This is a genomic window from Thiobacillus sp. (genome assembly GCF_030696885.1).
Lineage (GTDB): Bacteria > Pseudomonadota > Gammaproteobacteria > Burkholderiales > Thiobacillaceae > Thiobacillus.
In genome coordinates, this window is record NZ_JAUYRI010000029.1 from 20999 (window position 1) to 42619 (window position 21621).

18 protein-coding genes are annotated in these 21621 nt (G+C 63.8%); 12 read left to right on the forward strand and 6 right to left on the reverse strand.

Annotated elements, in window-relative coordinates:
- Nucleotides 1-33 precede the first annotated feature (33 nt).
- Together Q8R61_RS13335 and uvrA are read right to left on the reverse strand one after the other, a co-directional pair.
- Complete coding sequence (locus Q8R61_RS13335) at nucleotides 34-768, reverse strand: pseudouridine synthase (RefSeq protein WP_305538069.1); 735 nt, start codon at nucleotides 766-768, stop codon at nucleotides 34-36.
- A complete protein-coding gene (gene uvrA / locus Q8R61_RS13340; protein WP_305538071.1) occupies nucleotides 768-3590 on the reverse strand; it encodes an excinuclease ABC subunit UvrA in 2823 nt (940 codons plus the stop codon). The genes Q8R61_RS13335 and uvrA overlap by 1 nt, the downstream gene beginning before the upstream one ends.
- A 97-nt stretch (nucleotides 3591-3687) precedes the next feature.
- Here uvrA and Q8R61_RS13345 point away from each other — a divergent pair, with 97 nt between their 5' ends.
- From Q8R61_RS13345 to clsB, 10 genes are all read left to right on the forward strand, one after another.
- Nucleotides 3688-5061: an MFS transporter gene (locus Q8R61_RS13345; RefSeq protein ID WP_305538123.1), complete on the forward strand. Its 1374-nt coding sequence runs from the start codon at nucleotides 3688-3690 to the stop codon at nucleotides 5059-5061.
- Nucleotides 5062-5114: 53 nt separating this feature from the next.
- Nucleotides 5115-5594 carry a single-stranded DNA-binding protein gene (gene ssb / locus Q8R61_RS13350; protein ID WP_305538073.1) on the forward strand — a complete coding sequence of 160 codons (480 nt, stop codon included), beginning with the start codon at nucleotides 5115-5117 and terminating at the stop codon, nucleotides 5592-5594.
- An 83-nt stretch (nucleotides 5595-5677) separates the two neighbouring features.
- Complete coding sequence (locus Q8R61_RS13355) at nucleotides 5678-7660, forward strand: TonB-dependent siderophore receptor (RefSeq protein WP_305538075.1); 1983 nt, start codon at nucleotides 5678-5680, stop codon at nucleotides 7658-7660.
- 120 nt (nucleotides 7661-7780) lie between these two features.
- Nucleotides 7781-9847, forward strand: coding sequence for a TonB-dependent siderophore receptor (locus tag Q8R61_RS13360; RefSeq protein WP_305538077.1), 2067 nt, complete (start codon nucleotides 7781-7783; stop codon nucleotides 9845-9847).
- Between the two features lie 107 nt (nucleotides 9848-9954).
- Nucleotides 9955-10212, forward strand: coding sequence for an FmdB family zinc ribbon protein (locus tag Q8R61_RS13365; protein ID WP_305538079.1), 258 nt, complete (start codon nucleotides 9955-9957; stop codon nucleotides 10210-10212).
- Between the two features lie 125 nt (nucleotides 10213-10337).
- A complete protein-coding gene (gene aspS, locus Q8R61_RS13370; protein WP_305538081.1) occupies nucleotides 10338-12131 on the forward strand; it encodes an aspartate--tRNA ligase in 1794 nt (597 codons plus the stop codon).
- 14 nt (nucleotides 12132-12145) lie between these two features.
- Nucleotides 12146-12451: a DUF2322 family protein gene (locus tag Q8R61_RS13375; protein WP_305538083.1), complete on the forward strand. Its 306-nt coding sequence runs from the start codon at nucleotides 12146-12148 to the stop codon at nucleotides 12449-12451.
- A complete protein-coding gene (gene nudB / locus Q8R61_RS13380) occupies nucleotides 12448-12888 on the forward strand; it encodes a dihydroneopterin triphosphate diphosphatase (protein ID WP_305538085.1) in 441 nt (146 codons plus the stop codon). Before Q8R61_RS13375 ends, nudB begins: the two co-directional genes overlap by 4 nt.
- 7 nt (nucleotides 12889-12895) lie before the next feature.
- Nucleotides 12896-13648, forward strand: a complete 753-nt coding sequence (locus tag Q8R61_RS13385; protein WP_305538087.1) for an endonuclease/exonuclease/phosphatase family protein — start codon at nucleotides 12896-12898, stop codon at nucleotides 13646-13648.
- Nucleotides 13648-14850 (forward strand): cardiolipin synthase ClsB, encoded by a 1203-nt coding sequence (gene clsB / locus Q8R61_RS13390; RefSeq protein ID WP_305538089.1) that lies wholly within the window; start codon nucleotides 13648-13650, stop codon nucleotides 14848-14850. Before Q8R61_RS13385 ends, clsB begins: the two co-directional genes overlap by 1 nt.
- 21 nt (nucleotides 14851-14871) lie before the next feature.
- Here clsB and Q8R61_RS13395 read toward each other — a convergent pair whose 3' ends face one another.
- On the reverse strand, nucleotides 14872-15321 hold the full coding sequence (locus Q8R61_RS13395) for a YaiI/YqxD family protein (RefSeq protein ID WP_305538091.1): 450 nt from the start codon (nucleotides 15319-15321) through the stop codon (nucleotides 14872-14874).
- Nucleotides 15322-15330: 9 nt separating this feature from the next.
- A complete protein-coding gene (locus Q8R61_RS13400) occupies nucleotides 15331-16182 on the reverse strand; it encodes a neutral zinc metallopeptidase (protein ID WP_305538093.1) in 852 nt (283 codons plus the stop codon).
- A gap of 310 nt (nucleotides 16183-16492) precedes the next feature.
- Between Q8R61_RS13400 and Q8R61_RS13405 the strand changes: the two genes are divergently transcribed.
- Both Q8R61_RS13405 and Q8R61_RS13410 read left to right on the forward strand, forming a co-directional pair.
- Nucleotides 16493-17488 carry a porin gene (locus Q8R61_RS13405; RefSeq protein ID WP_305538095.1) on the forward strand — a complete coding sequence of 332 codons (996 nt, stop codon included), beginning with the start codon at nucleotides 16493-16495 and terminating at the stop codon, nucleotides 17486-17488.
- Nucleotides 17489-17631: 143 nt separating this feature from the next.
- Nucleotides 17632-20247 (forward strand): tetratricopeptide repeat protein, encoded by a 2616-nt coding sequence (locus Q8R61_RS13410; protein WP_305538097.1) that lies wholly within the window; start codon nucleotides 17632-17634, stop codon nucleotides 20245-20247.
- 173 nt (nucleotides 20248-20420) lie between these two features.
- Here the strand turns inward: Q8R61_RS13410 and Q8R61_RS13415 are convergent, their stop codons facing one another.
- Both Q8R61_RS13415 and Q8R61_RS13420 read right to left on the reverse strand, forming a co-directional pair.
- Nucleotides 20421-20837, reverse strand: coding sequence for an OsmC family protein (locus Q8R61_RS13415; protein WP_305538099.1), 417 nt, complete (start codon nucleotides 20835-20837; stop codon nucleotides 20421-20423).
- Nucleotides 20838-20846: 9 nt separating this feature from the next.
- Nucleotides 20847-21608: a YdcF family protein gene (locus Q8R61_RS13420; protein ID WP_305538101.1), complete on the reverse strand. Its 762-nt coding sequence runs from the start codon at nucleotides 21606-21608 to the stop codon at nucleotides 20847-20849.
- Between the last annotated feature and the right edge of the window lie 13 nt (nucleotides 21609-21621).

The window sequence follows — 21621 nt, forward strand, 5'->3', positions numbered from 1 at the left end:
AAGTTTTCCAGCCTGCGCAAACACGCCCGCGTGTCAGAATGCCTCGTCGTCGCGAAGATAGCGCCATTGCCCCAGAGGCAGGTCACCCAGCCGCACGCGGCCGATGCGCACGCGTTTGAGCCCCACCACTTTCAGTCCCACCAGCTCGCACATGCGGCGGATCTGGCGCTTGCGGCCTTCCTTGAGCATGAAGCGCAACTGGTCGGCGTTCTGCCACACAACCCGCGCCGGGCGCAATCTGCGGCCGTCGAGCGACAACCCGTGGTTGAGCAGGGCGAGCCCTTTTTCATCCAGCCGGCCTTCGATCCGCACCAGGTATTCCTTCTCAACGTCGGAGTGGTCGCCGATCAACTGTTTGGCGATGCGGCCGTCCTGTGTCAGCACCAGGAGACCGGTCGAATCGATGTCGAGCCGCCCGGCCGGCGCCAGTCCCTTCAGGTGGGTCGGGTGAAATGCGCGGCCGGCGCGCCCGTCCTGCCACAGGGTTTCCGGGCGGATCAGCGTCACGGCCGGCTGGTAGCCGGGCTCTGGCTGGCCCGACACGTAGCCGATCGGCTTGTGCAGCAGGATCGTGACGCGCTCGGCCTGGCGGGCGTTCGCTGCGGCGTCGAGCCGGATCGCGCAGTCGGGGTCGACCTTGGTGCCAAGCTCGGAGACGCGCTTGCCGTCGACGAAGACCAGGCCTTTCTCGATGTAGCTGTCGGCCTCACGGCGCGAGCACAGCCCGCGTTCGGACATCAGCTTGGAGAGGCGGACTGGCTCGGCCATCAGTGCCTCGAGAGTACGGGCTGCAGATACATCCCGGTATGGCTCGCCGGGTTGTCGGCCACCGCTTCCGGCGTGCCTTCGGCGATGATCTCGCCGCCGCCGGCGCCGCCTTCGGGACCCAGATCGATCAGCCAGTCGGCGGTCTTGATCACGTCGAGGTTGTGCTCGATGACGACCACGCTGTTGCCGGCGTCACTCAGCCGTTGCAGCACCTTCAGCAACAGGTCGATGTCGGCGAAGTGGAGACCTGTGGTCGGTTCGTCGAGGATGTAGAGCGTGCGCCCGGTGTCGCGCTTGGACAGTTCCAGCGCCAGCTTGACGCGCTGCGCCTCGCCACCCGACAGCGTGGTGGCCGACTGGCCGAGGCGGATGTAGCCGAGGCCGACGTCAAGCAGGGTCTGGAGTTTTCTTTTCACCACCGGCACCGCGGCGAAGAATTCGTGCGCCTGCTCGATGGTCATTTCCAGCACGTCGCGGATGGTCTTGCCCTTGTACTGCACTTCCAGCGTTTCGCGGTTGTAGCGCGCGCCGTGACAGACGTCGCACGGCACGTAGATGTCGGGCAGAAAATGCATCTCGACCTTGATCACGCCGTCGCCCTGGCAGGCCTCGCAGCGTCCGCCCTTGACGTTGAAAGAGAAGCGTCCCGGACCGTAGCCGCGCATGCGCGCTTCCGGCACGCCGGCGAACAGCTCGCGGATCGGCGTGAAGAGGCCCGTGTAAGTGGCCGGGTTGGAACGCGGCGTGCGACCGATCGGGCTCTGGTCGACGTTGATCACCTTGTCGAAGAATTCCAGACCGCGGATTTCGCCGTGCGGTGCCGGCTCGGCCGACGAGCCATACAGATGGCGTGCGACCGCAGCGTAGAGCGTGTCGTTGATCAGCGTCGATTTGCCCGAGCCGGATACGCCGGTAATGCAGACGAAGAGGCCCACCGGCAGGTTCAGCGTGACGTTCTTCAGATTGTTGCCGCTGGCGTCGGTCACCACCAGCTGCCGTTCGGGGTCGGGTGGGCGGCGTGTCTTCGGGATGGCGATGCGGCGCCGGCCGGACAGGTATTGCCCGGTGAGCGAGTGTTCGCTCATGCGGATCGCTTCCGGCGTGCCTTCCGCCACCACTTCGCCGCCGTGCACCCCGGCGCCGGGGCCCATGTCGACCACGTAGTCGGCGGCGCGGATCGCGTCCTCATCATGTTCGACCACCAGCACCGAGTTTCCAATGTCGCGCAGGTGCTTCAGCGTCGCCAGCAGGCGGTCGTTGTCACGCTGGTGCAGGCCGATCGACGGTTCGTCGAGCACATACATCACACCGGTCAGGCCCGATCCGATCTGGCTAGCCAGCCGGATGCGCTGCGACTCGCCGCCCGACAGCGTATCGGCGGAACGGTCGAGCGACAGGTAATCGAGGCCGACGTTGTTGAGGAAACCGACGCGGGCGACGATTTCCTTGACGATCCGATCGGCGATCTGCGCGCGGTGGCCGTCGAGAGTCAACGCCTCGAAAAACACCAGCACCTGCTTCAGCGGCATCGCGCTGACCTGATAGATCGGCACGCCGCCGACCATCACGTGGCGCGCCTCTTCGCGCAGCCGGGTGCCGTGGCAGGCCGGGCAGGGCTTGTTGTTCTGGTACTTGGCGAGTTCCTCGCGCACCGCCATCGAGTCGGACTCGTGGTAGCGCCGCGCCATGTTGGCGAGCACGCCTTCGAACGGATAGCTTTTGGTGGAAAATCCGCCGCGCGGCGCCAGCACCTGGAAGGCGATCGCTTCCTTGCCGGAGCCGTTGAGAACCACATCCTGAATGCGTGCCGGCAGGTTTTCCCACGGCGTGTCGAGGTCGAAGCCGTAGTGCATCGACAGGCTCTGCAGCAGCATGTAGAAAAACTGGTTGCGCTTGTCCCAGCCCTTGATCGCACCGCTTGCCAGCGACAGATGCGGGAAGGCGACCACACGCGCCGGGTCGAAAAAGGTGATCTGGCCGAGGCCGTCGCAGGTCGGGCACGCGCCCATCGGGTTGTTGAACGAGAACAGGCGCGGCTCCAGTTCAGGCAGCGCGTAGCTGCATACCGGGCAGGCGAACTTGGCGGAAAACAGGTGTTCTCGGTCGTTGTCCATTTCCACCGCCAGCGCGCGGCCATCGGCATGACGCAGCGCGGTCTCGAAGCTTTCGGCCAGTCGCTGCTTGGCGTCCGCGCGCACCTTCAGACGATCGACCACCACTTCGATGGTGTGCTTCTTGTTCTTGTCGAGCTTGGGCACCGCGTCGATCTCGTGCACCTTGCCGTCGACCCGCACCCGCACGAAACCCTGCGCACGCAGTTCGGAAAAGAGCTCGAGGTTCTCGCCCTTCCTGCCCACCACCAGCGGCGCCAGCACCATCAGCTTGGTGTCTTCCGGCAGCGCCAGCACCGCATCGACCATCTGCGACACCGTCTGCGCGGCCAGTGTGATGTCGTGTTCGGGGCACTGCGGGTCGCCGACGCGGGCGTACAGCAAACGCAAATAATCGTGGATCTCGGTGACGGTGCCGACGGTCGAACGCGGGTTGTGGCTGGTCGCCTTTTGCTCGATCGAGATCGCCGGGCTCAAACCCTCGATCAGGTCGACGTCGGGCTTTTCCATCAGCTGCAGAAACTGCCGCGCATAGGCCGACAGCGATTCGACGTAGCGCCGCTGGCCTTCGGCATACAGCGTGTCGAAGGCGAGCGAGGATTTGCCAGAACCCGACAGCCCCGTGATCACCACCAGCTTGTTGCGCGGTAGGTCGAGGTTGACGTTCTTCAGGTTGTGGGTGCGGGCGCCACGGATGCGGATGAATTCCATTGTTTGCTGCACTCAGGCGTAATTCGCAACCTGCTAATATAACGGACTTCCCGACTCAGCCGAACCCGCAGTGGCCCAGATCGACCTGTCCGAAAGCATGACCCGCGCCGAGAAGCGCGCCGCATCGGGCCTGGCGGCGATCTTCGGCCTGCGCATGCTGGGCATGTTTCTGATCCTGCCGGTGTTCGCGCTGTATGCCGAAGACCTGCAGGGCGGCGACAACTACACACTGGTCGGGCTTGCGCTCGGCATCTACGGCCTGACCCAGGCCATCCTGATGATTCCGTTCGGCATGGCGTCCGACCGCATCGGGCGCAAAAAGGTCATCATTTTCGGCCTCATCGTGTTTGCGTTCGGCAGCTTTGTCGCGATGGCGGCCACCGACATCTACTGGACCATCATCGGCCGCGCGCTGCAGGGCGCGGGGGCGATTTCGGCCGCCGTCACCGCGATGCTGGCCGACCTCACCCGCGAGGAGCACCGCACCAAGGCGATGGCGCTGATCGGCTCCACCATCGGCATCGCCTTTGCCGTGTCGCTGGCAGCCGGGCCGGCGCTCAACCGCCTGATCGGCGTGCCGGGGATTTTCGCGATGACCGGCATTCTGGCGCTGGCCGCGATCTGGGTGGTCAAGGTGTGGGTGCCCGATCCGGCCGACACCCACTTTCACGCCGACGCCCAGGCCAATCCGGCCAAACTGGCGGATGTGCTGAAGAACGACCAGCTCGCGCGCCTCGACTTCGGCATCTTCGCCCTTCACGCGGCGCAGATGGCGATGTTCGTGGTGGTGCCGGTGGCGCTGGTGAACAGCGGGCTGGCTGCCGATCACCACTGGGCGGTCTACCTGCCGGTGCTGCTGGGGTCCTTCGTGCTGATGGTGCCGGGCATCATCTATGGCGAAAAACGCGGCCAGATGAAGCCCATCTTCATCGGCTCGGTGGCGCTGATGCTGCTGGCGCAGCTGGGACTGGCCTACGGCATTGATCATTTCTGGGGCATTGTGTGGGCGCTGTTCTTCTATTTCGTCGCCTTCAACTTGCTCGAAGCCAGCCTGCCCTCGCTGATTTCCAAACTCGCGCCGGCGTCGGCCAAGGGCACCGCGATGGGCGTCTACAACACTGCGCAGGCGCTGGGGCTGTTCTTCGGCGGCTTCTTCGGCGGCTGGCTGGCCCAGCATTACGGTTTTGCCGCGGTGTTCATCTTCTGCGTGATCTTGATGGCGATCTGGCTGCTGGCCAGCCTGTCGATGACCACTCCGCCCGCGATCAAGACCCGTCTGTTTCGCGTCGGCGTGATGCAGGCGGATCAAGCCGCGCTGCTGAAAATGCAGCTGGCCGAAGTGACGGGCGTGGTCGAGGCGGTGGTGGTGGCCGAGGAGGGCGTGGCCATGCTCAAGGTCAGCCTCAAGGGCTGGGACGAGGCCGCCGCGCGCACGCTGCTGGATGCGGCGCTGCCGGCCCGGCAGGCCTGATAGAATCCGCAACACACGAAGCTCAATCAATCCAAATATTCGGGGGAAACACGATGGCATCCGTCAACAAGGTCATTCTGGTCGGCAACCTGGGGCGCGACCCCGACATGCGCTACCTGCCGAGCGGAGAAGCGGTCGCCAACCTCGCGATCGCCACCACCGACAAATACAAAGACAAGACCGGGCAGATGGTCGAGCAGACCGAATGGCACCGCGTCAGCTTCTTCGGCCGCACCGCCGAAGTTTGCGGCCAGTACCTGAAGAAGGGCAGCCAGGTCTACGTCGAAGGCTCGATCCGCACCCGCAAGTACACCGACAAGGAAGGCATCGAGAAATACGCCACCGAGATCCGCGGCGACCGCATGCAGATGCTGGGCAGCAAGGGCGGTGGCGGCGGCATGGCCGACATGGACGACGGCAGCTTTAACCAGTCTCCCCCCCCGCGCAGCCAGCCGCGCAGCAACGCGCCGGCCGCCGCGCAACGTCCCGCCAGCAGCGGCTTCGACGATATGGACGACGACATTCCGTTCTGAGGTTCAACGTTGCGGACGTGAGTAGTTGTTAATGTCATGAATCATCCATAACAATGCGGAGAAGGCCGGCGCGTGCTGCGTCGATGCCGGTGAACATGGGGCCACACACAAACTTCGGGAGGGCGACGCGCGCACTGCTGCTGGGCGGTGCCGTAGCCGTGGCCTTACCGCACTTGGCGTGGGCCGCGGTCACCGAAGCCGATTTCCTCGACGACCTGCCGGTGGTGCTCTCGGTGTCGCGCCTGTCACAGCCGGTGCACGAGGCCCCCGCCGCCGTCACCGTCATCGACCGCGACATGATTCGCGCCTCGGGCTTTCGCGACATCCCAGACCTGTTGCGCCTGGTGCCCGGCTTCTCGGTTGCGTACACCCGCGACAACACCTGGGCGGTCGGCTATCACGGCATGGCGGACGCGTTCTCGCGGCGCTTTCAGGTGCTGGTCGACGGGCGTTCGATCTACAGCGCCGCCTATGGTGCTGTCTACTGGGGCGAGCTGCCGCTTTCGATCGACGATATCGAGCGCATTGAGGTGGTACGCGGGCCCAATGCGGCAAGCTACGGCGCCAACGCGTTTCTGGCCGTGATCAACATCATTACCAAGGATCCAGCGCAGACACCGGGTACCTTCGCGTCTGTGCAGGCCGGTGAGCAGGGCATGTCGGGAGTCACGTTCCGCCACGGCGGCGAGCACGGCGATCTGCGTTACCGCATGACGGTGTCTGCGCAGACGCGTGACCGTTTCGAGACCCACGCACCCAATGGCGCGTCGATCGGCGAAGAGACGCAGACCTATTTCGTCAACGGGCGGGCGGATTACCGGATTTCGGCGACCGACGAATTCAGCGCACAGTTCGGGCTATCGACAGGGGACTGGCAGGCCGGTTATTCATTGGCGCTTGAAGAGCCGCCGGCGCAGGAGGTGTCAGCGCAGTACGTTCAACTCAAATATCGTCGTGCCACGGGTGCCGACGACGAATGGATGGTGCAGGCCTACTTCAGCCGCAACGCCCTGGATGCGCCGCACGTGACGCCTCTCGTTCCCCCGCTGGTACCTTTACCAACGTCATTGCTGCTCGATGCCGGGGGCGATCTCGTGCAAACCCGTGCCAATGTCGAATTGCAGGTGAACCAGCGCGTGGCGCCCTCCTGGCGGATGGCGTGGGGCGCCGAGTTGCGGCAGGAAACGGTGAAATCGAAGCGCTATTTCGACACCGACGAGCCACTCGAGGGCATGCTCGGGCGTGTCCACGCCAATCTGGAGTGGCGCGCGCGCCCCGACCTGCTGGTGCAGGGCGGCGCGATGCTGGAGCACCATCACTTTACCGGCACCGACATATCGCCGCGTGTCGCCGTCAACTACACCCTGGCCAAAGGCCACACGATGCGTCTGAATGTATCCCAGGCCTATCGTTCGCCCACCTTCTTTGAACAGAAGGGCAACCTGACCTACTACACCACTGCCGGTGCGCAGGTCGCGCGACTGTTTGTACCCTCGGACCCGCTGCGGCCCGAGCGCATTCTGTCGCGCGAAATCGGCTACGTCGGCCAGTACCCGGCGTTCCACCTTCAGCTCGATGCAAGGCTGTTTCGTGACACCGTGTACGACTACATCAACAACGACGGCACGCCTAACCAGTTCGACAACCGGGGTGATTTCACGGTGCGAGGCGGCGATCTGCAGCTGAACTGGCAGCCCGTTTCCGGGCTGCGGCTGTCGGCGCAGTTCGCACGTGCCTTTATCGACGCGGCCGCGGCCATTGATAAGGATCTGCCCCAATCCACGCCGCGCAACAATTTCAGCCTGCTGGCGCGCTATGAGCTGGGGCAGGGCTGGACCGCGAGCGCAGGGGTATATCGCTCGGGGCGGATGAAATGGCTGTCGGATGGCGATGTCACTCAGGCGTTTACCCGCTGGGACGCTCGCCTCGCGCGGCGCTGGGACTGGCAGGGGCATGAAGTCGAGGCCGCGTTGGTCGGGCAGAACCTGGGCGAGGACTACGAGGAATTTCGCAATACCAATATTTTCAGCCAGCGCGTCTACGGCAGCCTCAGTATTGGCTGGTAACGGGGCGCGTATGAGCGAAGACGAAGTGTCCGTCTGCGTCTGCTTACAGACTCGGCGGCAGGGGGCCGCAATTCAAGTTCGTGGGCCGTTCTGCCGCAATTCAAGTGTCGACATCAAACTATGCGGAGTAAGGCCGGCGCGCAGCGCCGGCATGTAATGATCGTGCGCCGCACCCCACCAACGATGCTCCACGTCGTGCCGATGGCGCTCCTGCTGGGCGGTCTGCTTGCAGGGTCCGGGCGGGCCATGGCCCAGGTCACCGAATCCGACTTTCTCGACGAGCTACCGGTGGTGCTGTCGGTGTCGCGCCTGTCGCAGCCGGTGCACGAGGCCCCAGCCGCCGTCACCATCATCGACCACGAGATGATCCGCACCTCGGGCTTCCGCGATATCCCCGAGCTGCTGCGCTTGGTGCCCGGCTTCTCCGTGGCTTATACCCGCAAAAACACCTGGACGGCCGGCTACCATGGCCTGGGCGATGCGTACTCGCGGCGATTCCAGGTGCTGGTGGACGGCCGCTCAATCTACAGCCCGCACTACGGTGCGGTGTACTGGACCGACCTGCCTCTGGCCATCGACGACATCGAACGCATCGAAGTAGTACGCGGCCCCAACGCCGCGATCTACGGTGCGAACGCCTTTGTCGCCGTCATCAACATCATCACCAAGACCGCGGCCCAAGTGCCGGGCGCACTCGTCTCGCTGCAGGCCGGCGAGCAGGATATGCGCGGGCTGACCGTGCGCCACGGCGGCGGCGACGCGGACTTGCGTTACCGGCTGACCGCGTCCGTGCAGCAGCGGGACCGCTTCGAGCAGGATGTGACGTTCAAATCGGTTGCGAGTGGCGATAACGGGCGCTATTTCGAGGCCACCCAGACCTACTTCGTCAACGGGCGTCTGGACCGCCAGCTTGCGCCGGATTCCGACCTGATGGCGCAGTTCGGCGTGTCGAGCGGCGACTGGCGCGCCGGTCGGCAGGCCGCCAATCCGCTCGCCGTACTCGAACCCACGGAGCAGGATTCGCGTGCGTTCTATCTGCAGCTCGCCTATCACAAAGTGGAATCGCCGCAGCGCGAATGGCGCGTGCAGGCCTACCATGCGCAGAACCGTTTCGACGCCGACACGCAGGCGGACCTGACGGGGCTGGGTGCGGGCCTGGTGACGGTGGATCAATACCTGATGCAGACCCGCAGCAACCTCGAAGTGCAGGTAAACGAGCAGTGGACACCGCATCTGCGCGGGGTGTGGGGCGGCGAAGTGCGGCAGGAGACGGTCAAAAGTCCGCAAAACTACAATTCCGGCAAGACCGTGCGCGGCGAGCTTGCACGCGCATTCGGCAACCTGGAATGGCGGCTCAATGAACACGTGCTGCTACAGGGTGGCGCCATGCTGGAGCACCATTTCTACACCGGCGCCGACGTTTCGCCGCGGGCCGCGGTCAATTTCACCCTGGCGCCGGGACACGTCATCCGGCTGGGCGTCTCGCGCGCGTACCGGTCGCCGACTTTCTTCGAGGAAGAAGGCAATCAGGTTTTTGTGCTGCAATCCGGCGCCGTCGTCGATAGCGAAACGGTGCCATCGGAAGGACTGGAGCCGGAGCGCGTTGTGTCGCGCGAGATCGGCTACGTCGGCAACTGGCGCGCCCTGCATCTTGAGCTGGACATGCGGCTTTATCGCGACAGAATCACCGACTTCATCGGCCAGATCCGGGCGCCGGACGAGGCCACCTACAAGCCGAAGGTGTTTACGTTCGACAATATCGGCACGATCGACTCCCAAGGTGGGGAAATCCAGCTGCGCTGGCGGCCTACGCAGTTGCTCGACGTAAGTGCGCACTTTGCCCGGGTCTTCCTGCGCGCTGACACCTCGCGAGAAAACTACAATGAGGATATTCCGCAGTCGGCTCCGCGCAACAATTGGGGAATGCTCGCCAGCTACCGCCTGGCCAGCGGCTGGGAGACGAGCCTGGGCGTGTGGCGCACCGACGCGATGAAATGGCTGACCGAAGGTGATCTGACCGAGGCCTACACCCGGGTCGACCTGCGCCTGGCGCGGCGCTGGAAATGGCAGGGCTACGACCTCGATGCCGCGCTGGTTGGGCAGAACCTGGGGAACGATTACCAGGAATTCCGTGATACCAACGTCTTCAGCCGGCGCGTCTACGGCAGTCTCAGCGTCGCCTGGTAGGGGCCTTGAAACCGGGGCCGCTCGGCGCCAGATTCCCGGTGCGCCCGTGGGCATTTGTGCCCGCAAAGGTTATAATCCCGTAACTTATTGATTTATCGGAGCGAACCATGCCGATTTATGCCTACAAATGTGCGTCCTGCGGCCATGCCCAAGACGAAATGCAGAAAGTGTCCGATACGCCGCTCTCGGTGTGCCCGGCGTGCGGCAAGGCCGAGTACGCCAAGCAGCTGACGGCGCCCGGCTTTGCCCTGAAAGGCACCGGCTGGTACGCCACCGACTTCAAGGGGGGCGCGAAGCCGGCCGAGGCCAAGCCTGACGCGCCGTCGCCCGCCTGCGGCACGGGCGCCTGTCCGGCCTGCCCCTGAGGACCGCGACATGACGGGGAAGCGGGCGGTGTAAGCCGTCCGCTTCTTTGTTTCCGCTGCAAGCACACCGTTTTGATGGACGCCGCCGCGAATCAGGCGCGTCCCCGTAATTGATTAGGAAGACCATGCGTACTCATTACTGCGGTGCCGTCACCGCCGCCGACATCGGCAACACCGTGACCCTGTGCGGCTGGGCCCATCGCCGGCGCGACCACGGCGGCGTCATCTTCATCGACCTGCGTGATCGCGAGGGCATGATGCAGGTGGTGATCGACCCCGACACCCCGGAGGCCTTCAAGCTGGCCGAGGACGTGCGTTCCGAGTTCGTGCTGAAGATCGAAGGCCTGGTGCGGCCGCGCCCCGCCGGGACCGAGAACCCCAACATGGCGACCGGCATGGTCGAGATGCTGACCAAAAAGCTGGAAGTGCTGAACCCCTCGCTGACGCCGCCGTTCCAGATCGACGACGACACCATCAACGAGAACATCCGCCTGCAGTACCGCTACCTCGACCTGCGTCGCGAGCCGATGCAGAAGAACCTGCGCCTGCGCTATCGCGTGTCGAAACTGATGCGCGATTATCTCGATGGGCACGGCTTCATGGAAGTCGAGACGCCGATGCTGACGCGTTCCACGCCGGAAGGCGCGCGCGATTATCTGGTTCCTTCACGCGTGCACGACGGCATGTTCTACGCGCTGCCGCAGTCGCCGCAGCTCTTTAAACAATTACTCATGGTGTCCGGCGTCGACCGCTATTTTCAGATCACCAAATGCTTCCGCGACGAAGACCTGCGCGCCGATCGCCAGCCCGAGTTCACGCAGGTGGATTTGGAAACCTCGTTCATGGACGAAGAAGCAATCATGAACCTGGTCGAGGGCATGATCCGCGACATGATGCAGAAGGCGCAGGGCATCGAATTGCCCGCCGCGTTCCAGCGCATGACCTACGCCGAGGCAATGAACAAATACGGCTCCGACAAGCCCGACATGCGGGTGACACTGGAAATCGTCGACGTCGGCGACGTGATGAAAGACGTCGCATTCAAGGTCTTCTCCGGCCCGGCCAACGATCCGAAAGGCCGCGTCGCCGCGCTGCGCATCCCCGGCGGCGCCAGCCTCTCCCGCGGCGAGATCGACGGCTACACCGAGTTCGTGAAAATCTACGGCGCCAAGGGCCTGGCCTACATCAAGGTCAACGACATCACGCAGCTGAACGAAGCCGGGCTGCAGTCGCCCATCGTCAAGAACCTCTCCGAAGCTTCGCTCGCCGCGGTGATCGAACGTACCGGCGCGCAAAACGGCGACCTGATTTTCTTCGGGGCTGATCGAGCAAAAGTGGTCAACGACGCGCTCGGCGCGCTGCGCCTGAAAATCGGCCACGAGAAGGGCCATGTCGACGGCCGCGCCTGGGCGCCGCTGTGGGTGGTCGACTTCCCGATGTTCGAATACAACGAGGACGAGAACCGCTGGGACGCGCTGCACCATCCCTTCACCGCGCCCAAGGACGGCCACGAAGACTGGCTCGCGACCGATCCCGGAAAGTGCCTATCGAAGGCCTACGACATGGTGCTGAATGGCTGGGAAGTCGGCGGCGGCTCGGTGCGTATCCACCAGCAGAACGTGCAGGAGAAGGTGTTTTCTGCCTTGAACATCGGCGAGGAGGAACGCCGCGAGAAATTCGGCTTCCTGCTCGACGCCCTGCAGTACGGCGCACCGCCGCACGGTGGCCTGGCGTTTGGCCTCGATCGCCTGGTCACGCTAATGACCGGCGCCGAGTCGATCCGCGACGTCATCGCCTTCCCCAAAACCCAGCGCGCCTCCTGCCTGATGACCAACGCGCCCAACGTGGTCGACGACAAGCAGCTGCGCGAACTGCATATCCGTTTGCGCAACACGCCGGCGGCAGACAAGGCGGCTTGATCAAGGGTTTTGAAATGAAGTTCGCCGACACCCTGAAGACCCTGCCGGAGTTCGCCGGCGAAAAACTGGTGCTGACCGACGCCGCCGGCGTCGAGGTGGCGACCATCGCCAACGCGCCCGGCACCGCCGGGTCGTTCCGGGTGTATGCTCATCTCGCGCAGCAATACGGCGCGATCAACGTCGAGGCCGCCGCCGAGGGGCTGGCGATTTTCGCCGAGCACACCGAAGACGCGAGCATGCACCCCGGCAAGCATCCCAATATCGACCGCCTGATCGCGATCATGACCACGGGCAGCCCGCTCAACGCCCGCATCGCGTGACCCCCCACAAGCTTCCGGTTTCCGTGCTGGTGGTGATCCACACGGCAGACGGCCAGGTGTTGCTGATGGAGCGTGCCGATGCGCCGGGCTTCTGGCAGTCGGTCACTGGCTCGCAGGATGCTGGCGAAACGCTCGAACAGACCGCGATCCGCGAAGTGCGCGAAGAGACCGGGCTCGACGCCACGGCCTTCGTACTGACGCCGTGGGACATCGAAACCCGTTTCGAAATCTACGAACGCTGGCGCCATCGCTATGCGCCCGGCGTCACCCACAACACCGAGCACGTGTTCGGCCTGCAACTCCCCGCGCCGCAGCCGGTCATACTCGCGCCGCGCGAGCACCTTCGCTACGAATGGCTGCCGTGGGAAACCGCGGCCGAACGGTGCTTTTCACCCAGCAATGCAGCGGCCATCCGGCTGCTTCCCGCACGCATATAATGATCCGATGAGCTCTCCGCTGCACGTCGCCAGTTACAACATCCATAAAGGCCTGTCGCAATTCAACCGGCGGCTGACCGTGCACGAACTGCGCGACCGCCTCGGCACGCTGGGCACCGACATCGTCTTCCTGCAGGAAGTGCAGGGCTGCCACGGCCTGCGCGCCAGCCGTTTCCAGCACTGGCCGGGGCGGCCGCAGACCGAGTTCCTGGCGGGGCATGTCTACACCGATTTCGCCTACGGCAAGAACTGCGTCTACGACACCGGTCACCACGGCAACGCCATCCTGTCGCGCCACAAGATCCTGTCGTGGGAAAACGAGGACATCTCCTCCCATGCCTACGAGAGCCGCGGCATGCTGCACTGCGAAATCGAGGTGCCGGGCATGGCCACCCCGGTGCACTGCATCAACGTGCACCTGGCGCTGAACGAAGGCGGACGCAAGCGCCAGCTGGCGATGATTGTCGCGCGCGTGCGGAAGATGGTGCCGGACAATGCGCCGCTGATCCTCGCCGGCGACTTCAACGACTGGCGGGTGCGTGTCGGCCGCTATTTCGAGGACGAGCTGGGCCTGTCCGAAGTGTTCGAGACGCACCATGGCCGGTCCGCACGCAGCTACCCGTCCTTCATGCCGATGTTCCAGCTCGACCGCATCTATGTGCGGCGCTTCAACATCGAGGCCGCGCACGTCCACACCGGCAACGCCTGGCACCGCATTTCCGATCACGCCGCGTTGAGCGCAAAACTCAGCCCGACCTGATGGCCGAGCGCAATCGCTGGCGTAGCTTATTTTTCAGCGGCGTCGAGCTGGTTCCCGGCAACCGCCTGCGGCTGCTGCAAAACGGCGCCGACTTTTTCCCCGCGCTGATTGCCGCCATAGACGCGGCGCAAAGCGAAGTCCATCTCGAAACCTATATCTTCAACGCCGACCCCACGGCCGAACGCGTGCGCGACGCGCTCATACACGCCGCGGGCCGCGGCGTGCAGGTGCGGCTGCTGATCGATGGCGTGGGCTCGGCAGGCACGCTGCCCGCTGACTGGCTGGCAACGCTCCGGGCGGCGGGGGTCAGCGTGCTGTTCTATCGTCCGCTGGTGGGCCGCGGATGGCGCTCCAACCCGCGCAGCCTGCGGCGGCTGCACCGCAAGCTGGCGGTCATCGATGCGCGGATCGCTTTCGTCGGCGGCATGAACCTGATCGATGACCGCGAGCCCCTGCACCTCGACGCGCCCCGGCTCGATTTCAGCGTCGAGGTGCAGGGCCCGCTGCTGGCCAGCATGCATTTCAGCGCCCGTCGCCTGTGGCGGCTGGTTGCCCTGACGCAGTTGCAGCCCCAGCCCGACCGGCAGCAGGTGCCCATCGAACCCAGCTGGCCTACCGACGGCCACACGCGCGCGGCCTTTGTGGTGCGCGACAACTTCGCCCACCGCCGCGATATCGAGCGGGTCTACCTCGCTGCGCTGGCGCTGGCGCGCGACGAAATCTACATTGCCAATGCCTATTTCCTGCCCGGGCGCCGTTTCCGCACGCTGCTGAAAAAAGCCGCCGCGCGTGGCGTCCAGGTGCACCTGCTGGTGCAGGGCCATACCGACCACCCGTTTTTCCAGACCGCCGCGCGCGCCCTCTATCGCGACCTGCTCGCCGCCGGTGTCCATCTCTACGAATACCAGGTGAGCGAACTGCACGCCAAGGTCGCCGTGTTCGACGGCCACTGGGCCACAGTCGGCTCCAGCAATATCGATCCCTTCAGCCTGCTGCTCGCGCGCGAGGCCAACATCGTGGTCGACGATGCGGCATTTGCCCGCGATTTGCAGCAGCGCCTGCAACTGGCCATCGCCCAGTCCACCCCGCTCGATCCTGCCGACTGGCAGCGCCGCCCCTGGCCGCAGCGCATGCTGTCGTGGCTGGCATATGGTGGTGTGCGGCTGATGGTGGGGCTGTCCGGGGCGGGGCGCTGGGCGTGAAGGTGGCGGACGGGCGAGGATTCAGGTGCGCGGCTGCGCCAGAAAACGGTCGAGTTGTCGCGCAAACGCCTGCCTGTCTGCCTGCGACAGCGCCGCCGGCCCGCCGATATCCACCCCGGCGCCGCGCAGGTTTTCCATGAAATCGCGCAGGCCCAGCCGTTCGCGGATGCTGTCGGCGCTGTAGAGTTCGCCGCGCGGCGACAGTGCGGCGGCCCCGCGTTCGATCAGTGCGGCCGCCAGCGGAATGTCCTCCGTGATCACCAGATCGCCGGCCGCCACCTCGTCGATGATGTGTCGGTCGGCGACATCGAAGCCCATCGGCACCTGTCGTGCGCGGATATAAGGGGAGGGCGGCACCCGCAGCAGGCGGTTGGCCACCAGCGTCAGCGGCAGCTGCGTCCGCTCGGCCACCCGGAACAAAATGTCCTTGATCGCCGCCGGGCAGGCGTCGCCGTCAACCCAGATATGCATGGCAAACGCCTACAGCCGCGCCGCCTGGAAGGTGTCGCACTGCTCCGGGTCGCCGCCCTGCAGGCCGTTGCTGAACCAGCGCATGCGCTGCGCCGACGAACCGTGGGTGAAGGAATCCGGCACCACATGGCCGCGGGCCTGTTTCTGCAGGCGGTCGTCGCCCACGCCCGCCGCGGCCGCCAGCGCCTCTTCGGTGTCGCCTGGTTCCAGAATCTGCCGTGCCTTGTGGGCGTGGTGCGCCCATACGCCGGCAAAGCAGTCGGCCTGCAACTCCATCTTCACCTGCAGCGCGTTGCCCTCGACTTCGCCGGCCCGGCTGCGCGCCGCGTGGACCTGTTTCGAAATGCCCAGCAGCGTCTGTACGTGGTGGCCGACTTCATGCGCCACCACATAAGCCTGCGCAAAGTCGCCCGGCGCGTCGTGGCGCTGCGCCAGATCGTTGAAGAAGCGCATGTCCAGATACAGCTTCTGATCGGCCGGGCAGTAGAACGGCCCCACCGCCGCCTCGGCAAAGCCGCAGGCCGACTCTACCGCGCCTGAGAACAGCACCAGCGTCGGCTGCTGGTAGCGCTGGCCCGCCGCCTGGAACAGCGTGCCCCAGACGTCTTCCGTGTCCGCCAGCACCACCGACACGAATTCCTTCAGCCGTTCCTCTTCCGGGCTGAACGTGGCCTGCTGTTCCGCCTGCGTCGGCGCCTGATTGCCCACCTGGTTCAGCACCACCGACGGGTCCACCCCGAAATACATCGCCACCAGCGCCAGCACGATCGCCCCGATGCCGCCCCCGGCCAATCCGCGCCCCACCCGCATGCCGCGCCGGTCCTCGATGTTGTCGCTGCGTCGTCCACGTTCCCAGCGCATGGCGCCTCCTTATGAGATGTGCTGCACTTTATCTATAGCGCCTGCGGCGCTTGAATGTCTGATGATACCGGGGCCCTGCTTGATCACCAGCCCGTGGTGCCGCGCCTGCAGACGCGCGGCCACGGCCCGGCGTGTTGCACCTGTGCAACAAAACAACACTTTTCGCCCTTCGTGGCAGAAAAAACAACAGCTTTGCTTGCTGGCCTGCCCCTTGTCTGGATAATCGACCTCGTCCCCAGGCATTCAGTCTGTGCAGGACAGCTCTGCAGAGCTTGAACAAGCTTTTATTCCAATCCAAGGAGATAAACAGATGATGAAGAAAATCCTCGCAGCAGCGATCGTTTCCGCTTTCGCTGCCCCCGCATTCGCAGCCACCGCCAACGTTGACGTCTACGGCAAGCTGCATTTGTCCATTAATGCCTTTGACGATCAGCCCTCCAACATCAGTGATGTGGGTATTTCCTCCAACGCCAGCCGCATCGGCTTCAAGGGCACCGAAGATCTCGGTGGCGGCCTGGCCGCGATTTGGCAAATCGAGCAGACCGTCAATATGGACGAGGGTAGCGGCAACTTCGCCACCCGTAACACCTTTGTCGGCCTGAAGGGCGGCTTCGGTACGGCGCTGATTGGCCGTCACGACACCCCCCTGAAGCTGGTCGGCCGCACGGTCGACCTGTTCGGCGACACCATGGCTGACTCGCGCAACGTGATGGCCGACGCGAATGGCCGTCCCAACAACGTCTTGATGTACACGTCGCCTACCTTCACGGGCGTGAACATCGCTGCTGCCTATGTCACCGGTAGTTCCACCACTACCACGTCTGATGCCGACGACACCGACATGTACAGCCTGAGCGTCACCTACAAGAACGGCCCCCTGTTCCTGGGCGCCGCCTACGAGGACGGCGATGGCCTGTCCGCAACCGTGGACAAAGCGGCGCGTCTGGCTGCAGGTTTCACCATGGGTAACTTGAAGTTTGTGGCTCAGTACGACAAGACCGACAGCATCTCCGGCACTGCCGACAGCGATGCCTGGATGGTGGGCGCTGGTTTCACTATGGGCAACGTCGTGCTGAAAGCCAACTACATGGAGAGTGATGTCGACAACACCGGCAACGATCCCCAGCAGTGGACGATCGGTGCTGACTACAACCTGTCCAAGCGCACCAGCGTCTATGCGCTGTACGCCAATGGCGAGTACATCAACGTGGGTGCTGGCGCTGGCACCAGCGACCAGGTTGGTTCCTGCACAACCTGTGGTGGCGATATCTCCGTCATCTCGTTGGGCGTGGTCCACACCTTCTAATTCAACGCCGGGGCAACCCGGTTTGAAAAACGAAGTTGAAACGGGCTCCTTCGGGAGCCCGTTTCTATTGGATATGCTGGATACGAACGCTTAATATCGTCCTTAGCCGTTGGTTCGTTTCACCTTGTGACAAAAGACTCCAAATGATGCCGTCGTTCCATGTTGCCGCACTGCCGCCTGATTTACAGCAAACGCTGCGCCTGGCGCTCGAATTCCGCAGGGGCGGACGCCTCGACGAGGCCGAAGCGCTGTACCGCAACGGACTCGTTCGTCACCCCCGGCAGCCCAATTTGCTGGGGCATCTGGGCGAGTTGCTGATGCAGAAAGGCAATTTCACTGCAGCGCAGCCGTTGCTGGAGCAGGTGCGCCAGATGGAACCCGGTGTCGCCCAGCACTGGCTGCTGTTGACCCAATGCCTGCTCGCGCTGGGGCACGCAAAAGACGCGAAAAAGCTCATTTCCGAAGCGATCGGCAAGGGCCTGCGCCATCCCATGGCAGATGAACTGCTCCGGCAGGCGCGTTCCGGGCACAAGCAGAAAGCCGAGAAACCCGTTCCGCTGAACGAAGCGCTGCGCCAGCTCGACGCCTTGTTTCAGGCGGGCCGATATGCCGAAATGGAGGCGTTTGCGAGAGTGGTGCAGCGCCGCCACGCCAAAGCGCCACGGGTGTGGTATCTGCTGGGTATGGCCGCACTGGCACAAGGGCGCTACCAGGATGCGATACAGCCGCTGTGGCATGCAGTGGAACACGAGCCTGGCATGGCGCCGGCGCAGTTCAATCTCGGCTTCGCCCTGGAGGAGCTGGGGCGCTTTGATGAGGCGCTGGAAGCCTACAGGCGCACGATAGAAATTGCCCCGCAATTGGCGGATGCGCACAACAATCTGGGTAATGTGCTGCAGAAGCTCAATCGTTCCAGTGAGGCCTTGGTGGCCTACGACAGAGCGCTCGTGCTGCGGCCGGAATCAGCCGGATATCACATGAACCGCGGGGATGCCCTGCGGGGTATGGAGCGGCTGGAAGAGGCGATATCCGCCTACGAGAGGGCACTCAATCTCCAACCCGGCCTGGTTGAAGTCCATGTCAACCTCGCGCTGGTCTTACACCTGCTGGGGAGATACGAGGAATCCATTGAGGTTTCGCAGCGCGCGATTAAGCTTCGTCCCAAATACTTCGACGCCTACCAAGGTTTGGGCCATGCCTTACGCAGACTTAAGCGCTATGAAGATGCGGCCGCGGCTTACCGCTATGCGGCCGAACTCAGGCCGGATGAGGCCTCGTCGTACATCAGCCTTGGCGCAACGCTGAGAGACGCATCTAGGCATGATGGTGCGCTGACCGCGTTGCAGCGGGCGCTCGAGTTGAAGCCGGATTCCGCTGCGGCGATTAATCTGTTTGCGAGTACCTTGCTGGATCTGGGGCGTTACGACAAAGCGATTGACGTCTATCACCAGGGGCTGGCGCTTCTGTCACGCGATCCGGAAGGGTTCTTCAGTACGTACAGCAATTTGCTGCTGGTGCTCAACTATCGGGCGCGCGATACGCCGGAAACGTTGCTTGCCAAGGCGCGAGTATTCGGCGAGAAAGCGGCGCAAAAGGCTGTAAGGTTTGTAGATTACGACAATCCGATCGACCCTGATCGTCGACTGCGTGTGGGACTGGTGTCGGGCGATCTGGGGCAGCATCCAGTGGGGTATTTTTTGCAGAATGTGCTGGAGCATCTCGCTTCGGACAAGCTGGAGCTGTTTGTCTACGCGACGGCTGAGCGCAAGGATGCGCTCAACGAGCGGCTGCGCCGGTCGATTCCACACTGGCACGATGCCAGCGTTGCCAAGATGAGTGATGAGGTGCTTGCGAACAAGATTCGGGCGGACGGCATCGATATCCTGATCGATCTGGCCGGACATACGTCGAAAAACAGGCTCCCCGTGTTTGCATGGAAAGCGGCGCCAGTGCAGGTGACTTGGCTGGGCTACCTTGGAACCACCGGTTTGGACACCATGGATTACATTCTCGCCGACCGCTGGGCGTTGCCGCACGGGGAGGAGAGGCAGTTTACGGAAACGCCATGGCGCTTGCCCGAAACCTATATCTGTTTCTCGCCGCCGGATCTGACTCTCGAGGTCGAGCCCCTGGCCGCGCTGGGCGAGGGTTACGTCACATTTGGCTGCTTCAACAATCTGAACAAGATCAGTGATCAGGTTGTTGCTTGCTGGGCGCGTGTTTTGCAGGCTGTGCCTGGCGGGCGGCTTTACTTGAAAACCAAAACTTTGGGCGTGTCTGAAGTGCGCGAGAAGCTTGTGTCCGACTTTGGCCGCTTCGGCATTGCTCCAGAACGCCTGATCCTTGATGGGCAATTTGCCAACCATGAGGAGCATTTCCGGGCTTATCACCGAGTCGACATTGCCTTGGATCCTTTCCCTTATCCCGGTATCACCACCACGGTAGAAGCGCTCTGGATGGGGGTGCCCGTGCTGTCGATGAAAGGAGATCGCTTTATCAGCCATCAGGGGGAGTCGATTTTGAACAACGTCGGGCTGCCGGAATGGATCGCAGCTGACGAAGACGACTACGTGGCAAAGGCGGTGGCATTTTCTGGCGATATCCAGGAATTGGGAGCTTTACGGGCAGGTTTGCGCGAGCGCCTACGGGCTTCGCCCCTTTGTGATGCGCCACGCTTCGCGGGCAATCTGGAGCATGCCTTGCGTGGGATGTGGCAAAAATGGTGTTGGCAGCAGAAACCATCCGAAGTGGCTAATTAAACAGAGCCACGATAAGTGCTGGCTTCCCCGGAGCGCGGTTTTTTTTTGTCACTTTCCACCCTCTCGAAGTCATGCGTGATCTCGGCCGTCTTGCCGAGCATGATGGTGGGCAGGCAGCGACTCGGTGGGCGCGGAGCGCCGGGTGCGGGAGCGCGAAGCAGGCCCCGATCCAGTCACGCTTCTTGAATCTCGAAATCGTGCGTAATGACGGCCGTCTTGCCCAGCATGATCGAGGCCGAGCAGTACTTCTCGGCAGAGAGCTTGACCGCCTGTTCGACGCGTTTGGGATCAAGGCCCTTGCCGGTGACGGTGAAGTGGACGTGGATTTTGGTGAACACCTTGGGGTCGCTGTCGGCGCGTTCGGCGCTGAGGTCGGCGACGCAGTCGGTGATCTGCTGGCGGCTTTTGCGCAGGATCAGGACGACGTCGAAGGCGGAGCAGCCGCCCAGTCCCATCAGCAGCATTTCCATCGGGCGTACGCCGAGGTTCTTGCCGCCGGATTCGGGCGCGCCGTCCATGACGACGCTGTGGCCGGATTCGCTCTGGCCGACGAAGCTGACGCCTTCGATGAGTTTGACGCGGGCTTTCATGGGCTTCCTTCAGGCAAAAATCGAGCGGAGTTTGTACCATAAAATGCCCAGCCATTCGTGCAGGGCAAAGGTGCTGTCGCGCAAGCCGGCGGGCGTGGGCAGGACGTCGAGGATGGAGTCGAGCCGGGTGCTGGAAAACTGGATACCGGCGGGGATGACGTCGAGCCCCTGCGCCTCGAACAGGGGGACGGCGCGGCGCAGGTGCCAGGCGTGGGTGACCAGCACGATGCGCTGGACGCCCGCCTGTTTGAGCGGCGCTGCGGACAATCGGGCGTTGTCCCAGGTGGTGAGGGCGGCGTCTTCGACCCAGTGGGTGGTCAGGCCGTATTCGGTCTGCAGGATGTGTTGCATGATGCGGCCTTCGGCAAGTTCGCCGCCGCCGGGTTTGCCGCCGGTGGCGAGGATCGGCAGCGCGCTGGCGCGATGGAGGAAGGCGGCGTAACGCAGGCGTTCCAGGCTGATGCCGTTGAGGGTGTCGCTGCCATATTCGGCCGAGTCCACCCGCCGGCCGCCGCCGAGGACGACGATGGCGTGGGCGTCCTGCAGCGTATCGGGGCTGACCGGCGTGCTGATTTCCAGGGTTTTCAGCAGCAGGCCGCCGACCCAGGGGGTGGAGAGGGCATACAGCGCGGTGGTGGACAGCAGGATCAGCGACATGGACAGGCGTGGACGGCGGCGATGAAAAAAGAGCCCGGCGGCGAGCAGGATCACCAGCACCAGCGGAGGCAGCAGGGCGGCGGCGATGAGGTTGGTTGCAAGCCAGGCGGTCATGGCGTGGATTGTA